Source organism: Saccharothrix sp. NPDC042600 (assembly GCF_040647305.1).
Lineage (GTDB): Bacteria > Actinomycetota > Actinomycetes > Mycobacteriales > Pseudonocardiaceae > Actinosynnema > Actinosynnema mutabilis.
Genome location: NZ_JBEZBW010000023.1, coordinates 42,189 through 54,899, shown reverse-complemented (window position 1 = coordinate 54,899; position 12,711 = coordinate 42,189). Strand labels below are relative to the sequence as shown.

Here is a 12,711-nt window from a genome sequence, read left to right as displayed (position 1 = left end):
TCAACCTTTCGGTTGATGCCCGGCCGGTTGATGCCCGGTGGGGCGGGGACGTAGTGTCGAACGCTCGTGACGACCCACCGCTTCGCCCGCCCCTGGCCGGTGCACGTCCTGGTGGCCGTGCTGCTGGCGGTGGTGGTGTTCCGCGGCGGCGCGGTGGCGGCGGGCGCGTTCGCCGCGGTGTACGCGCTCGGGGTGGTGACGCCACCGCGCTGGTGGCTGCTGGCCGTGACCGCGGCGTGGGCGGGCGTGCTCGTGGTCAGCCCGGACGGCGTGTGGTTGGCGTTCCCGCTGTTCCTGCTCCAGGCGCACCTGCTGCCGCGGGTGCCGGGGCTGCTGGCGGTCGCGGCCACGACCGCGGTCGCCGTCGCCGGGTTCGCGTGGCACCGGGGCGAGTTCACCGTCGCGGCGGTGGTCGGGCCGACGCTGGGCGCGGTGGTGACGGTCGCGGGCGTGCTCGGCTACCAGGCGCTGTACCGGGAGAGCGAGCGGCGGCGGCGGCTCATCGACCAGCTGGAGGCCACCCGGGCGTCGCTGGCCGCGGCGGAACGGGAGCGCGGCGTGCTGGGGGAGCGGGAACGGCTGGCCCGCGAGATCCACGACACCCTCGCGCAGGGCCTGTCCAGCATCCAGTTGCTGCTGCGCGCGGCGGCCCGCAGCCTGCCCGACGACCCGGGGACGGCGGCGGGCCACGTCGAGCAGGCCCGCGCGACCGCGCAGGACAACCTCGCCGAGGCGCGCCGGTTCGTGCACGCCCTCACCCCGCCGGACCTGGCCGGGAAGTCGCTGCCGGCGGCGCTGCGGCGGCTGTGCGAGGGCACCCGCGAGCTGCCCGCGACCCTGCACGTGGACGGCACCCCGGTCCCGCTGCCGACCGCGCACGAGGTGGCGTTGCTGCGGGTCGCCCAGTCGGCGGTGGCCAACGCGGTGCGCCACGCGCGCGCCGGGCACGCCGACCTCACGCTGAGCTACATGGAGGACCGGGTGACGTTGGACGTGGTCGACGACGGCGTGGGCTTCGACCCGGACGCGGTGCGGGCGAGCGGCGGGTTCGGGCTGGTCGCGATGCGGGCGCGGGTCGCCGAGCTGGGCGGGTCACTGGTGGTGGAGTCCGCACCCGGCCAGGGCACCGCGCTGGCGGTCAGCTTCCCGCGGGCCGAGCCGTGATCCGGCTCCTGATCGCCGACGACCACCCGATCGTCCGGTCCGGGCTGCGGGCGGTGCTGGCCGCCGAACCGGACTTCGAGGTGGTCGGCGAGGCCGCGAGCGGCGAGCGGGCGGTGGAGCTGGCGGTGGCCCTCGCGCCCGACGTCGTGCTGATGGACCTGCGCTTCGGTCCGGGCATGGCGGGCGCGGAGGCCACCCGGGAGATCACCGCGCGGGCCGGCGCGCCCCGCGTGCTCGTGCTGACCACCTACGACAGCGACGCGGACATCCTCGCCGCCATCGAGGCCGGCGCGACCGGCTACCTGCTCAAGGACGCCGACCCGGCGGACCTGGCGGCGGCCGTGCGGGACGCGGCGGCGGGCCGGTCCGCCCTAGCGCCCGCGGTCGCCCAGCGGCTCTTGGGCCGGCTGCGCTCGCCGGGGTCCGCGTTGAGCCGGCGGGAGACCGAGGTGCTCGGCCTGGTCGCGGCCGGCCTGTCCAACCAGCAGATCAGCAAGCGGCTGTTCCTCAGCCAGGCCACCGTGAAGTCCCACCTGGTGCACATCTACGCCAAGCTGGGCGTGGACAACCGCACGGCGGCGGTGGCGGCGGCCCGCGAGCGCGGCCTCATCCGGCCGTGACGTCCCCCGGGACCTCCAGGCACGCCCGGATCGCCGTCCGGTAGACCTCCGCCGCGAGGTCCCGGTGGCGCGGCCCGGCCTGGCTGAAGTGCTCCAGCGACACCCCGCTGTTGACCTCCAGCACCAGCGGCCGGCCGGCCACCCAGGCGATGTCCACGCTGGCGAACCGCAGTTCCAGCGCCCGCATCGCCGCCAGGGCGAGCGGGGCGAGGGTGGCGGCGCGGTCGGCCGGCACGTCGAGGTCCGGCCGCGCGCCGAACTTCAGGTTGTGCCGCCACTCCCCCGGCGCGATGGCCTTGCGGTAGACCAGCAGCACCTCGCCGTCCAGCACGACCAGCCGGTACTCGTCCTCGATCGGCAGCAGCGGCGACACCGCGATGGCCCGGTACCGCCCGGCGAGGTGGGCCAGCCCGGTCCGCGCCTCGGTCTCGTCCCGCGCCCGCAGCACGTCCACGCCGCTGCTCTCCCGGTGCGGCTTGAGCACGGCCGGCAACCCGACCAGCGTCGTGGTCAGCGCGACCGGGTCGCGGTCGGTGGCGAAGCGCAGCAGGTGGTGCGGCACGACGGGCACGCCGCGGTCGGCCAGCAGCCCGGCGGTGGCGACCTTGTCCGTGGCGACCTGCGCGGCCGAGGCCGTGTTGAGCGGGAACACCTGGCCGATGACCAGGAACCGCCGGTCGTCGGAGAGCACCTCGGCCACCCAGTGGTCGGAGTGCCACCGCACCTTCGCCCCGTGTTCGGCACACGCTTGCTCGACCTGTGTCACGAAGTGCCGCAGCCCTGTCTGGGGAAAACGCCCGTCCACGGCCCATAGCCAAGCACGGGAACGACATGATGTCCCCATGAGGATCGTCGTGGTCGGTGCGAGCGGGTTGGTCGGGCGGCACGTCGTCACGCTTCTGAGGGAGGAAGGGCACCACGCGACCACCGTCGCGCGCACGCCCGGACCCGACGTCGACCACGCCCTGGACGCCACGAAGGACACGCCCCCGCTCGCCGGCCACGACGGCGTCGTGTTCGCGGCCGGTGTGGACGACCGGAACGTCCCGCGCGCGCCCGCCTACCCGGTGTTCCACGCGGGCAACGTCGAGCCGGTCGCCCGGTTGCTCGCCGCCGCCGGGGCGCACGGCCTCACCCGGGCCGTCGTCCTGGGCTCGTACTACACGCACTTCCACCGCGAGCACCCCGAGTGGCGGCTCGCCGCGAAGCACCCGTACATCCGCAGCCGCGTCGAGCAGGCCCGCGCCGCCCGGGAGGCCGCCGGGCCGGACCTGCCGGTCGCCGTGCTGGAACTGCCGTTCGTGTTCGGACGGGCGGGCGACCGGCTGCCGAACTGGGCCGGGCCGCTGGCGAAGTGGGCCCGGTCGCGGTCGCCGTTGGTCGCGCCGCCCGGGGGCAGCGCCGCCACGACCGCCCGCCGGGTCGCCGAGGTCGTGGTGGACGCGCTGGAGAGCCGGTCCGGCGCGGACATCCCGGTGGCCGACGAGAACCTGACCTGGCGCGAGATGTTCGGGCGCATCGCCGACGCCACCGGTCACCCGCGTCGCGTGCGGGCCCTGCCGCCGACCGTGCTCAAGGCCGCCCTGCGGCTCACCGGCCTGGCGCACTCGGTGCGGGGCAAGGAGTCCGGACTGGACCCGGCGCACCTGCCGGACCTGTTGCTGCGCGAGCTGTTCATCGGCGACGGCACGCGCGGCGCGATCGACCAGGCCCTGCGCGAGACCTTCACACGGTGACCAGCCGCGGTCGGATCGCCTTGCGCACCAACCACACCGACGCCGGCAGCCCCACGACCGCGCTCGCGTACCCCAGCACGGCCATCGTCACCACCAGGCCGTGCGCGTCACCGGTCCGCGCCACCGCGATCCAGCCGACCACGATCACCAGCACGAAGTACGCCAGGTTCAACCCGACCGCCGCCCCACCGCGCCCGACCTGCTGCACCACGGTCAACGCGACCAGCACCAGGCCGTTGCACCCGAACGTCGGCCCCATCACGGTCAGGAACGCCCGGACCTCCGCCACCACCGCCGGGTCCGCCGCCATCAGGTCCGCCAGCGGCGCCCCGGCCAGCACGAACACCACCGTCACCACCGCGTAGCCGGCCGTCGCGAGCACCAGCCCGCGCCGGAACGCCGACGCCGCCAGCTCCCGGTCACCGCCGCCGACGCCCTGGTTGACCAGCACCGCGATGGCCGACCCGAACCCGATCGCGGGCACCAGCACCGCGGTCTGCACCGTGTACCCGGCGTTGAACCCGGCCACCGCCGCCGGGCCGTCGATCGCCACGATCCGCACCAGCAGCAGGTTCACCACGAACAGCAGCACGTACGTGGCCGCCACCGGCAGCCCCACGCCCGCCACCAGCCGCCCCACGTCCGACGGCCACGCCCGCACCCCGGGCCACGTCACCAGCCCGGCCCGCGCCACCAGCAGCAGCCCGACGCCCAGCTCCACCGCGCCCGCGACGCCCGCCACCACCGGCACGGCCGCCAGGTCCGACGCGAACACCGCCACCCCGGCGGTCATCAGCACCACGTAGGTCAACGTCAGCAGCGCCGCCGCCGTCCCGCGCCCGACCCCGCGCAACACCGCCGAGCACAGCTCGCCGCCCAGCCGCAACGACCCCACCAGCACCATCGCCACCAGGAACGACCGGAACCGCTGCGCCTCCGCCGGCGCGACGTCCACCAGCTCGCCCAACGTGCCCGCCGACGCGATCAACGCCCCCGCCAGCACCGCGTACGCGGCCACGCCCAGCCCGAGCAGCCCGCCGTAGTACCCGGCGACCGCGCCGGGCTCGCCCGCCCCGACCCGCCGAGCGGTGGCCACCTGCAACGCCACCGCGAACCCGTTCACCACGGCCACCAGCAGGAACTCCGCCGGCGCGTACAGCGCCTGCACGTACAGCGCGCCGTCGCCCATCCGCCCGATCAACGCGACCACGACCACCTGGCCGACGAGCATCATCGCGGTCTGCAAGGCCATCGGCACGGCCAGTGCCGCGATCCGCCGGTATCGCACAGCAACCCCCCGAGTCGTACCCACGCGGATCATCGCCGACCGGGGTCGCGTCCGGGTGGAGTTCGGGTGGATCCGGGCCGGCCACCCGTTCGGCCCAATCTCGCCCGCCCGGTTGATTTGATCGTGGTTCGCGGGAAACATTGATCGGGCCTTGGGGGAATCAGTCCACACAGGACGGTCACGGGCGATGGGGCGCCCGTTCGACGACGCGAGGACCGGGTTGGGGGCCTGACGCTGTGCAGAACGCATTCCTGACGGGAACAACGCGATTAGTCATCGCCGAACACCGGACGCTTTTCCGGATCGGCATGCGGAAAGTACTCGACGACGCCACCGGGATCGAAGTGGTGCACCAGGTCGACACCTACGACGCGCTCGTGCGGCACGCCGCCGAACAACCCGACGTCGTGGTGATCGGCGCGCTGGCCGACGTGCCGCGCCCACCCGTGGCGGCCCGGCGGTTCCTGGACAGCCGGACCTCCGACCGGACCGGCGTCCTCGTGGTGGACGACCGGGCCGTGCTGCCCGCCGCGCCGCGCGTGGGCGTCCTGCCACCCGCCGCCGGGCCCGACGAGTTCCTCAGCGCCATCCGGATGCTCGCCGCCGGCTACGCCTTCTTCGCCCGCGCCGAACCCGCCGACCCGGTCGAGGCGCACGGTCCCGAGCAGATCACCCGCCGCGAGGCCGACGTGCTGCGGCTGCTGGTCAGCGGCCAGACCAACTCCGAGATGGCGCGCAAGCTGTCGCTGACCGAGAGCACGGTCAAGTTCCACGTGCAGAACCTGCTGCGCAAGCTGCGGCTGCCCAACCGGGCCAGCGCGGTCGCCTACGCCTACGAGACCGGCCTGATCAGCGTCGGCGAGTCGGCGACGCGCGCGCGGAGGCCCTAGCGGTGGCGCCCGGCGACCAGCGGCGCGGCGCACTGGGGGCCGCGACCGCGATGTTCTGCGTCGGCACGCTGACCGGGGTGTCCCCGGCGCTGCACGACTACCCCGTCTACGGCGGCCAGGCCGTGCGCTACCTGGTCGGCGCGGTGCTGCTGCTGGTGGTGGCGCAGGCGTTCGGCAAGGGGCCGCTGCGGCTGACCCGCCGCGAAGCGCTGTTCCTGTTCCTGTTGGCGCTGACCGGGTTGACCGCGTTCAACGTGCTCGTCGTGGAGAGCACCCGGTTCGCCGACCCGGCCACCGTGGGCACGGTCGTCGCCGCGGTGCCGATCGTGCTGGCGCTGGTGGGGCCGGCGGTGGAGCGGCGCAAACCCGCGCCCCGCGTGCTGGTGGCCGCCGTCGTCGTGGTGGTCGGCGTCGGCGTGACGTCCGGGTTCGGCGGCGGTTCGCCGCTGGGGCTGCTGCTGGCGTTCGGCGCGCTGGCGTGCGAGGCCGGGTTCTCCCTGCTGGCGCTGCCGGTGCTGGGGCGGCTGGGCGCGATCCGCGTGTCGGCGTACTCGGCGGCGCTCGCGGTGCCGCAGTTGGTCGTGGTCGGACTGGTGGTGGACGGGACCGACGTGGTGCGGGTCCCGACGGTGGCGGAGGGGTTGGCGTTGGCGTACCTGGCGGTCGTGGTGACGGTGTTCGCGTTCCTGTGCTGGTACGCGTCCCTGCCGCGGCTGGGGGCCGACCGAGCCGGGCTGTTCTCCGGTTTCCTGCCGATCGGCGCGATCGTGTCCGGCGCGCTGCTGGGCACCGGGCGGCCGGGGCTCGCGGACCTGGTCGGCGTGTGCCTGGTGCTGGTGGGCCTGGTGATCGGGTTGCGCCCGGCGCGGGTGGAGGTCGGTGTCCGATGACCTCGCACCAGGTGGTCCAGCTCCTGATCGCCCTCGCCGTCATCGTCACGCTCGCGCGGCTGATGGGCGCCCTGGCCCGCAGGCTCGCGCAACCGGCCGTGGTGGGCGAGATCGTGGCGGGCGTGCTGGTGGGGCCGACGCTGTTCGGCGGCGCGATCGCGGACGCGGTGTTCCCCGTGGACATCCGGCCCATGCTCGGCTCGCTGGCCAACGTCGGCCTGGTGTTCTTCATGTTCCTGGTCGGACTGGAGTTCGACCGGGAGCTGTTGCGCGGGCGGGGCAAGGCGGTGGCGTCGGTGGCCGCCGGGTCCATGCTGGTGCCGTTCGCGCTGGGCGTCCTGCTGGCGCTGACCATGAGCGACGACCGGACCGGGTTCGTGCTCTACCTGGGCACGGCCATGGCGGTCACCGCGTTCCCCGTGCTGGCGCGGATCATCGCGGACTTCCGGCTCGGCGGCACCCGCCTGGGCACGCTCGCGCTGGGCAGCGCCGCCCTGGGCGACCTGGTGGCGTGGTCGCTGCTCGCGGTGGCCATCGCGACGCTGGGCGCGGGCTCCCCGGACCAGTGGCGGCTGCTGCTGGCCGTGCCGCTGGTGGCGGTGAGCTTCCTGGTGGTGCGGCCGGTGCTGGCCAGGCTGAGCAACCGGCGGGACCTGTTCGCCGCCGTGCTGGTCGGGCTGCTGGTGTGGAGCGCGCTGGCCGAGTGGATGGGGCTGCACTTCATCTTCGGCGCGTTCCTGTTCGGGCTGGTCATGCCGCGCGACCCGGAGCTGCGGGCGGGCGTGACGGCCCCGGTCGAGCAGGTCGGCAAGGTGCTGCTGCTGCCGGTGTACTTCGTGGTGGCCGGGTTGCGGGTGGACCTGTCCGGGCTCGCGGTCGGCTGGCTCGGGTTCGCGCTGATCATGCTGGTGGCCGTGGGCGGCAAGTTCACCGGCGCGGTGCTGGGCGCGCGGCTGGCGCGGGTCGGGTGGCGGCAGTCGGTCGCGCTGGGGACGTTGATGAACACGCGTGGCCTGACCGAGCTGGTGATGCTGGGCATCGGCCTGGAACTGGGCCTGCTCGGCCGCGACCTGTACTCGCAGCTGGTGCTGATGGCCGTGGTGACCACGATGATGACCGGGCCGCTGCTCAAGTTGTTCTACCTGCGCAAACCCCAGCCGGTGCCGGAGCCGGTCAACTGACCGGCGGCTCAGCCGACCTCGGCGAGCACCGGGCGCACGAGGGCGACGAGATCGGCCGCCTCCACCTGGACGGTCTCGTCGTCCCGGCCGCTGCCGCAGTACACGGTGCCCATGTCCGGCACGGAGGTGTGGAAGACGACCGTGCGCGGCTCCACGCGGGTCACCGGGCTGATGCCGCCCGGCGCCATGCCCAGCTCGCGCAGGTCGTCGTCGCCGGCGCGGCGCAGCTTCGACCGGGACACGCCCGCGGCCTTGGCGACCTTGCCGTACCCGACGGGCAGCAGCATCGGCAGCGACACCAGCACGAACCGGCCGTCCTCGGCGCGGAACGCCAGGGTCTTGAGCAGCCGGTCGGCGGGCAGGTCGAGTTCGCGCTCGATGTCCTCGTAGGTGCGGATCGGCGCGTGCGTGAACGTGGAAAAGGAAACGCCGGCGTCTTTCAGGATTTCCACGGGACTGCTCATGGGCGCAGGGTATCGGGTTCCGATCCCCGGACCCCGACGGGGGCGTGCTCGCGTTTGCGCATCAATCCGTAGAACACGAAAGTCATGACGGGTCGGCCGGATTCGTCGAGCAGTTCCCCGCGTTGCCGCACGACCCCGCAGTCCGGCCGGGACAGCGACGGGGCCGTGCCGAGCACCGTGGCCCGCCCGACCAGCACGTCTCCCGGCCGGACCGGGCGCAGCCAGTGCAGTTCCGCTATTCCAGGCGACACGTCGGCCGCAGCGCTGCGGACTACCGAATCCACGTAGAGGCGCATGAACGCCGCCGCGACCTGCCACCCGCTGGCGATCGGCGGTTCACCCGATCCGCCGATGTGCCGAGGCTGGGGGTCGTACACCCGGGCGAATGCGCGGATCTCCGCCTCGGTCAACGCGCGGCTGCCCAATTCGTGCACCTCGCCGACCCGGAAATCCTCGAAATAGCGCACGCTACCTCCTCGCGGCGGCCCGCAGCCGGGGGAACAGGGCAAGGGCCGCGCCGCCGACGTCCGCGCGGTGGGCGGCCACGTCCCGGCGGGTCGCGGCGACGACCGGTTCGGTCATGAACGGGAAGTCCGTGCCGAACAGGACGTGACCGGGCGGCGCGACGGTGTCCACGCACGACAGCGCCCCCGGCGAAAACGCTTGCGCGGTCTCGTAGTACAGCCCCGCCAGCTCGTCGCGCACCGAGCCGTCGCGGTCGGGCAGCACCCAGGTCTCGGCCAGTTCGAGGCGGCCCGCCAGGAACGGGATCGTGCCGCCGCCGTGCGCCAGGACGAACCGGATCCGCGGGTACCGCCGCAGCACGCCCCGGAACAGCAGGTTGGCCACCGCCCGGGTGGTGTCCATGACGAAGTCCACCAGCGGCGGCGGGACGACGGCCGGGGAGTCCGGCGCGCCCGTGCACGAGCACCGGTAGCCGGGGTCGGGGTGCACGAGCGCCACGGCCTCCCGCCGGTCCAGCTCGGCGAACAGCGGCTCCTGCGGCGGGTCGCCCAGCAGCGCGCCGTCCGCGAGGCTCGCCGGCAGCACCACCCCGTCGGCGTCCAGCACGTCGAAGGCGTGCCCGACCTCGGCGAGGGACGCGTCGAGGTCGGGCAGCGGGAGGGTGGCGAGCAGGCCGAACCGGCCGGGGTGCGCCCCGACCAGTTCGGCGGTCCACTCGTTGGTCGCGCGCACCAGGTCGGGGCCGTCGGGCAGCCGCAGCGCCTGGTCGGGCATGAGGACGGACAGGATCGCCGCGTCCAGGCCGCAGCTCGCCATGACCCGCAACGAGTCCTCGACCCGCCACCGCGGCACCGGCACGCCCGGCGCCATGTGGGTCACGCCCCGCCGAGCCAGCGCGTCGGCCAGTTCGCCGTGGTAGGCGTGGTGGTGCACGTCGATCCAGGTCATGTCGTCGCGATGGTCGGCAGGTCGGCCAGCGCGGCGTCGATCTGCTCCTGCGGCAGCTCGTAGTCCTCCAGCTTCCCGGCCAGGAACGCGTCGTAGGCGCCCATGTCGAAGTGGCCGTGGCCGGAGAAGCCGAACAGGATCGTGCGCGCCTCGCCGGCCTCCTTGGCGGCCAGCGCCTCCGCCACCGCGCCGCGCAGCGCGTGCGAGGACTCCGGGGCCATCACGAACCCCTCGGACCGGGCGAACCGCACGGCCTCGGTGAACACCTCGTTCTGGTTGTAGGCGCGGGCCTCCACGTGGCCGTCGTCGTGCAGCAGGCACAACGTGGGCGCGTCGCCGTGGAAGCGCAGGCCGCCCGCGTGGATCGGCGCGGGGATGAACCCGTGCCCCACGGTCCGCATGTGCAGCAGCGGGCCCAGCCCGGCGACGTCCGGGTAGTCGTAGGTCAGCTTGCCCCGGGTCAGCGTCGGGCACGCGGCCGGTTCCGCCGCGATGAACCGGGTGTCGCGGCGCCCGGCGAGCTTGTCGGCCATGAACGGGAAGGCGAGCCCGGAGTAGTTGGAGCCGCCGCCGACGCAGCCGATGACGACGTCCGGGTAGTCCTCGGCCAGCTCGAACTGCCTGCGGGCCTCCAGGCCGATGATCGTCTGGTGCAGGACCACGTGGTTCATCGCCGACCCGAGCGCGAACTTGGTGTCGTCGTGGGCCAACGCGTCCTCCACGGCCTCGCTGATGGCGATGCCCAGGCTGCCCGGCGAGTCCGGCTCCTCGGCGAGGATCTTGCGGCCCGCCTGCGTGCGGGTGCTCGGCGACGGGAACACCTCCGCGCCCCAGGTCTCCATCAGCGAGTGGCGGTGCGGCTTCTGCCGGAAGGACGCCTTGACCATGTAGACGGTGACGTCGATGCCGAACAGGCTGCCCGCGAACGACAGCGCGGAACCCCATTGCCCCGCACCGGTTTCCGTCGTCACGCGCTTCACGCCCTCGACGGAGTTGTAGTACACCTGCGGCACGGCGGTGTTCGGCTTGTGCGACCCCGCCGGGGACACGGCCTCGTACTTGAAGTAGATCCGGGCGGGCGTGTCCAGCGCCTTCTCCAGCCGGTCGGCCCGGTACAGCGGGGACGGCCGCCAGATCCGGTACAGCTCCTGCACCGGCTCGGGGATGTCGATCCACCGCTCGGCGCTCATCTCCTGCTCGATCACCGCCCGGGGCAGCAGGGGTTCCAGGTCCGCGGCCGTCGCCGGCTCGTGCGTGACCGGGTGCAGCGGCGGCAGCAGCGGCCGGGGCAGGTCGGGCACGATGTTGTACCACTGGGTCGGAGTGTCCTTCTCGGACAGGACGTACTTCTTCACGGCAGCCCCTTTTAGAACATCGGTGCCTGGCTGGGCGCGCGCAGGGTGCCCAGGTGCTGGTGCCACAGGTGGTCGGGGTTCTCCTCGACCTCGCGGGTGATCTCCCGCATCCGGGTCAACGCGGTCGGCTCGCCGCCGTCGTACACGTCGCCCTGGAGCATCCGCAGCACGTCGATGCGGTACCGGGGGTCGGCCACGAACGCGGTGAACAGGATGTTGAGCCGGTAGTAGATGGAGATGAACTCGTACCAGTTGCCCACCGCCCGGCGCAGCTTGCTCTCGAACGTCTGGAACGACGGCTTGGAGAAGTCGCCCTTCTCGGCGGCGGCGACGATGTCGTAGGACGCGAGGCGCGCGCTGTTCATCGCGACGCTGACCCCGCTGGAGAAGATCGGGTCCACGAACCGGGCCGCGTCGCCGATCATCAGCCAGCCGTCGCCGCAGACCTGGCGCATGGCGTAGCTGTAGTCGCCTTCGGGTTTGAACGGCCGCACGCGCTCGCTGTTGCGCAACGCCTCGGCCAGTTCGGGCCGGGTCCGCATGGACTGGTCGAAGAACTCGCCCCACTGCTGCTTGGCGGCGGTGAAGTGCTTCTTCTGCGTCACCACGCCGACGCTGGTGATCGTGTCGGTGATGGGGATCTGCCACACCCACGTGTCGGTGATCGGCAGGAAGTGGATGAAGATGAAGTCCGCCTGCTTGCCGTCCACCGCGAGCGCCGTCCGGTCCAGGCCGTCGTACCAGGTGTGGATGGCGTACTGGTTGAACACCGGGTCGGGCACCTTGAGCTTGAGCTGGCGGCCGAGCAGGGTGCCGCGCCCGCTGGCGTCGACCACCATCCGCACCCGCACGCCGACCTCGCGGCGGCCCAGCGTGAAGACGATCCGCTTGACCTCCTCCTCCAGCTCGACCCGCTGCACGCGCACGCCCTCGTAGACCTTCGCGCCCTGGGACTCGGCGTGCTGCAACAGCAACAGGTCGTACTGGCCGCGGTCCACGTGGTAGGTGTAGTCCTGTTGCACGCCCTTCTGGTCGCGCTCGCGGAACTCGACCTCGGCGGCCTTGAAGCCGTGCGAGAGCTGGAAGCCCAGCGGCGAGATGTCGCTGCGGGTGGCGGAGGTCCAGGCCGCGCCGTACTTGCGCGGGAACCCGCCCTTGTCCACCTTCTCCAGCGCGCCGATGTCGGCGAGCACCGGCGTGGTGGCCGGGATCAGCGACTCGCCCACGTGCGGCCGGGGGAACAGCTCCCCCTCCAGCACCACGCACGACAGGCCCGCGCGGGCCAGGTAGGAGGCGATCGTCGAACCGGCGGGTCCGCCGCCGACGATGCCGATGTCGAAGTCAACGTCTGCCACGGGTCTCCCCCAGCTCGGCGCGATCGAGGTCCAGCACGAGAGCCGTGATGCTGTCCAGGTCGCGGAAGTTGCGGCCCACCATGCGCTCGGCGGGCACCTCGACGCCGAACCGCTCCTGGATGAACACCACCAGGCTCGTCGTGGACAGGCTGTTGAGGATGCCCCACTCCAGCAGCGGGGTGTCCGGGCGGACCTCGACCCCGGCCGAGGGGTCGAGCACCTTGTCCCGGATGAACCCCGTCAGCTCTTCGAGGACCTCGTCGTGCTCCATCCAGGTCTCCTTCGCACGTGGCGGCACCACCGGCCGCTCGATGCTACGGAGCGTGGAAAACCGTTGTCTTCACTCGGAATGCGG

14 protein-coding genes are annotated in these 12,711 nt (G+C 73.2%); 6 read left to right on the top strand and 8 right to left on the bottom strand.

Going from position 1 to position 12,711, the window contains the following annotated elements:
* Positions 1-66 precede the first annotated feature (66 nt).
* Both AB0A74_RS17200 and AB0A74_RS17195 read left to right on the top strand, forming a co-directional pair.
* Positions 67-1,164 carry a sensor histidine kinase gene (locus AB0A74_RS17200; protein ID WP_358250402.1) on the top strand — a complete coding sequence of 366 codons (1,098 nt, stop codon included), beginning with the start codon at positions 67-69 and terminating at the stop codon, positions 1,162-1,164.
* Positions 1,161-1,784 carry a response regulator transcription factor gene (locus tag AB0A74_RS17195; protein ID WP_358250400.1) on the top strand — a complete coding sequence of 208 codons (624 nt, stop codon included), beginning with the start codon at positions 1,161-1,163 and terminating at the stop codon, positions 1,782-1,784. Before AB0A74_RS17200 ends, AB0A74_RS17195 begins: the two co-directional genes overlap by 4 nt.
* Here AB0A74_RS17195 and AB0A74_RS17190 read toward each other — a convergent pair.
* A complete protein-coding gene (locus tag AB0A74_RS17190) occupies positions 1,771-2,508 on the bottom strand; it encodes an ATP-grasp domain-containing protein (RefSeq protein WP_358250398.1) in 738 nt (245 codons plus the stop codon). The two genes, AB0A74_RS17195 and AB0A74_RS17190, sit on opposite strands and share 14 nt — an antisense overlap.
* Positions 2,509-2,626: 118 nt before the next feature.
* On the opposite strand from AB0A74_RS17190, the gene AB0A74_RS17185 reads away from it, so the two are divergent.
* Positions 2,627-3,520: an NAD-dependent epimerase/dehydratase family protein gene (locus tag AB0A74_RS17185; protein WP_358250396.1), complete on the top strand. Its 894-nt coding sequence runs from the start codon at positions 2,627-2,629 to the stop codon at positions 3,518-3,520.
* On the opposite strand, the gene AB0A74_RS17180 is transcribed toward AB0A74_RS17185, so the two are convergent.
* Entirely contained in the window at positions 3,510-4,808 is a 1,299-nt protein-coding gene (locus AB0A74_RS17180) for an MATE family efflux transporter (protein WP_358250394.1), read from the bottom strand. The two genes, AB0A74_RS17185 and AB0A74_RS17180, sit on opposite strands and share 11 nt — an antisense overlap.
* Before the next feature lie 308 nt (positions 4,809-5,116).
* Here AB0A74_RS17180 and AB0A74_RS17175 point away from each other — a divergent pair, with 308 nt between their 5' ends.
* The 3 genes from AB0A74_RS17175 to AB0A74_RS17165 are packed head-to-tail and all read left to right on the top strand — an operon-like array spanning position 5,117 to position 7,769.
* Positions 5,117-5,698 carry a response regulator transcription factor gene (locus AB0A74_RS17175; protein WP_358250392.1) on the top strand — a complete coding sequence of 194 codons (582 nt, stop codon included), beginning with the start codon at positions 5,117-5,119 and terminating at the stop codon, positions 5,696-5,698.
* A 2-nt stretch (positions 5,699-5,700) separates the two neighbouring features.
* Positions 5,701-6,588 (top strand): DMT family transporter, encoded by an 888-nt coding sequence (locus AB0A74_RS17170; protein ID WP_358250391.1) that lies wholly within the window; start codon positions 5,701-5,703, stop codon positions 6,586-6,588.
* Positions 6,585-7,769 (top strand): cation:proton antiporter, encoded by a 1,185-nt coding sequence (locus AB0A74_RS17165; RefSeq protein WP_358250390.1) that lies wholly within the window; start codon positions 6,585-6,587, stop codon positions 7,767-7,769. Before AB0A74_RS17170 ends, AB0A74_RS17165 begins: the two co-directional genes overlap by 4 nt.
* A gap of 8 nt (positions 7,770-7,777) precedes the next feature.
* Here the strand turns inward: AB0A74_RS17165 and AB0A74_RS17160 are convergent, their stop codons facing one another.
* From AB0A74_RS17160 to AB0A74_RS17135, 6 genes are read right to left on the bottom strand one after another with little or no spacing between them, the layout of a single operon-like run.
* Positions 7,778-8,233 carry a YbaK/EbsC family protein gene (locus AB0A74_RS17160; protein ID WP_358250389.1) on the bottom strand — a complete coding sequence of 152 codons (456 nt, stop codon included), beginning with the start codon at positions 8,231-8,233 and terminating at the stop codon, positions 7,778-7,780.
* Entirely contained in the window at positions 8,230-8,700 is a 471-nt protein-coding gene (locus AB0A74_RS17155; protein WP_358250388.1) for a hypothetical protein, read from the bottom strand. The genes AB0A74_RS17160 and AB0A74_RS17155 overlap by 4 nt, the downstream gene beginning before the upstream one ends.
* Position 8,701: 1 nt before the next feature.
* Positions 8,702-9,646, bottom strand: coding sequence for an amidohydrolase family protein (locus tag AB0A74_RS17150; RefSeq protein WP_358250387.1), 945 nt, complete (start codon positions 9,644-9,646; stop codon positions 8,702-8,704).
* On the bottom strand, positions 9,643-11,001 hold the full coding sequence (locus tag AB0A74_RS17145; RefSeq protein ID WP_358250385.1) for a TrpB-like pyridoxal phosphate-dependent enzyme: 1,359 nt from the start codon (positions 10,999-11,001) through the stop codon (positions 9,643-9,645). Before AB0A74_RS17145 ends, AB0A74_RS17150 begins: the two co-directional genes overlap by 4 nt.
* An 11-nt stretch (positions 11,002-11,012) precedes the next feature.
* Positions 11,013-12,356 carry an NAD(P)/FAD-dependent oxidoreductase gene (locus AB0A74_RS17140; RefSeq protein ID WP_358250383.1) on the bottom strand — a complete coding sequence of 448 codons (1,344 nt, stop codon included), beginning with the start codon at positions 12,354-12,356 and terminating at the stop codon, positions 11,013-11,015.
* Positions 12,343-12,627, bottom strand: coding sequence for a phosphopantetheine-binding protein (locus AB0A74_RS17135; protein ID WP_343937445.1), 285 nt, complete (start codon positions 12,625-12,627; stop codon positions 12,343-12,345). Before AB0A74_RS17135 ends, AB0A74_RS17140 begins: the two co-directional genes overlap by 14 nt.
* Between the last annotated feature and the right edge of the window lie 84 nt (positions 12,628-12,711).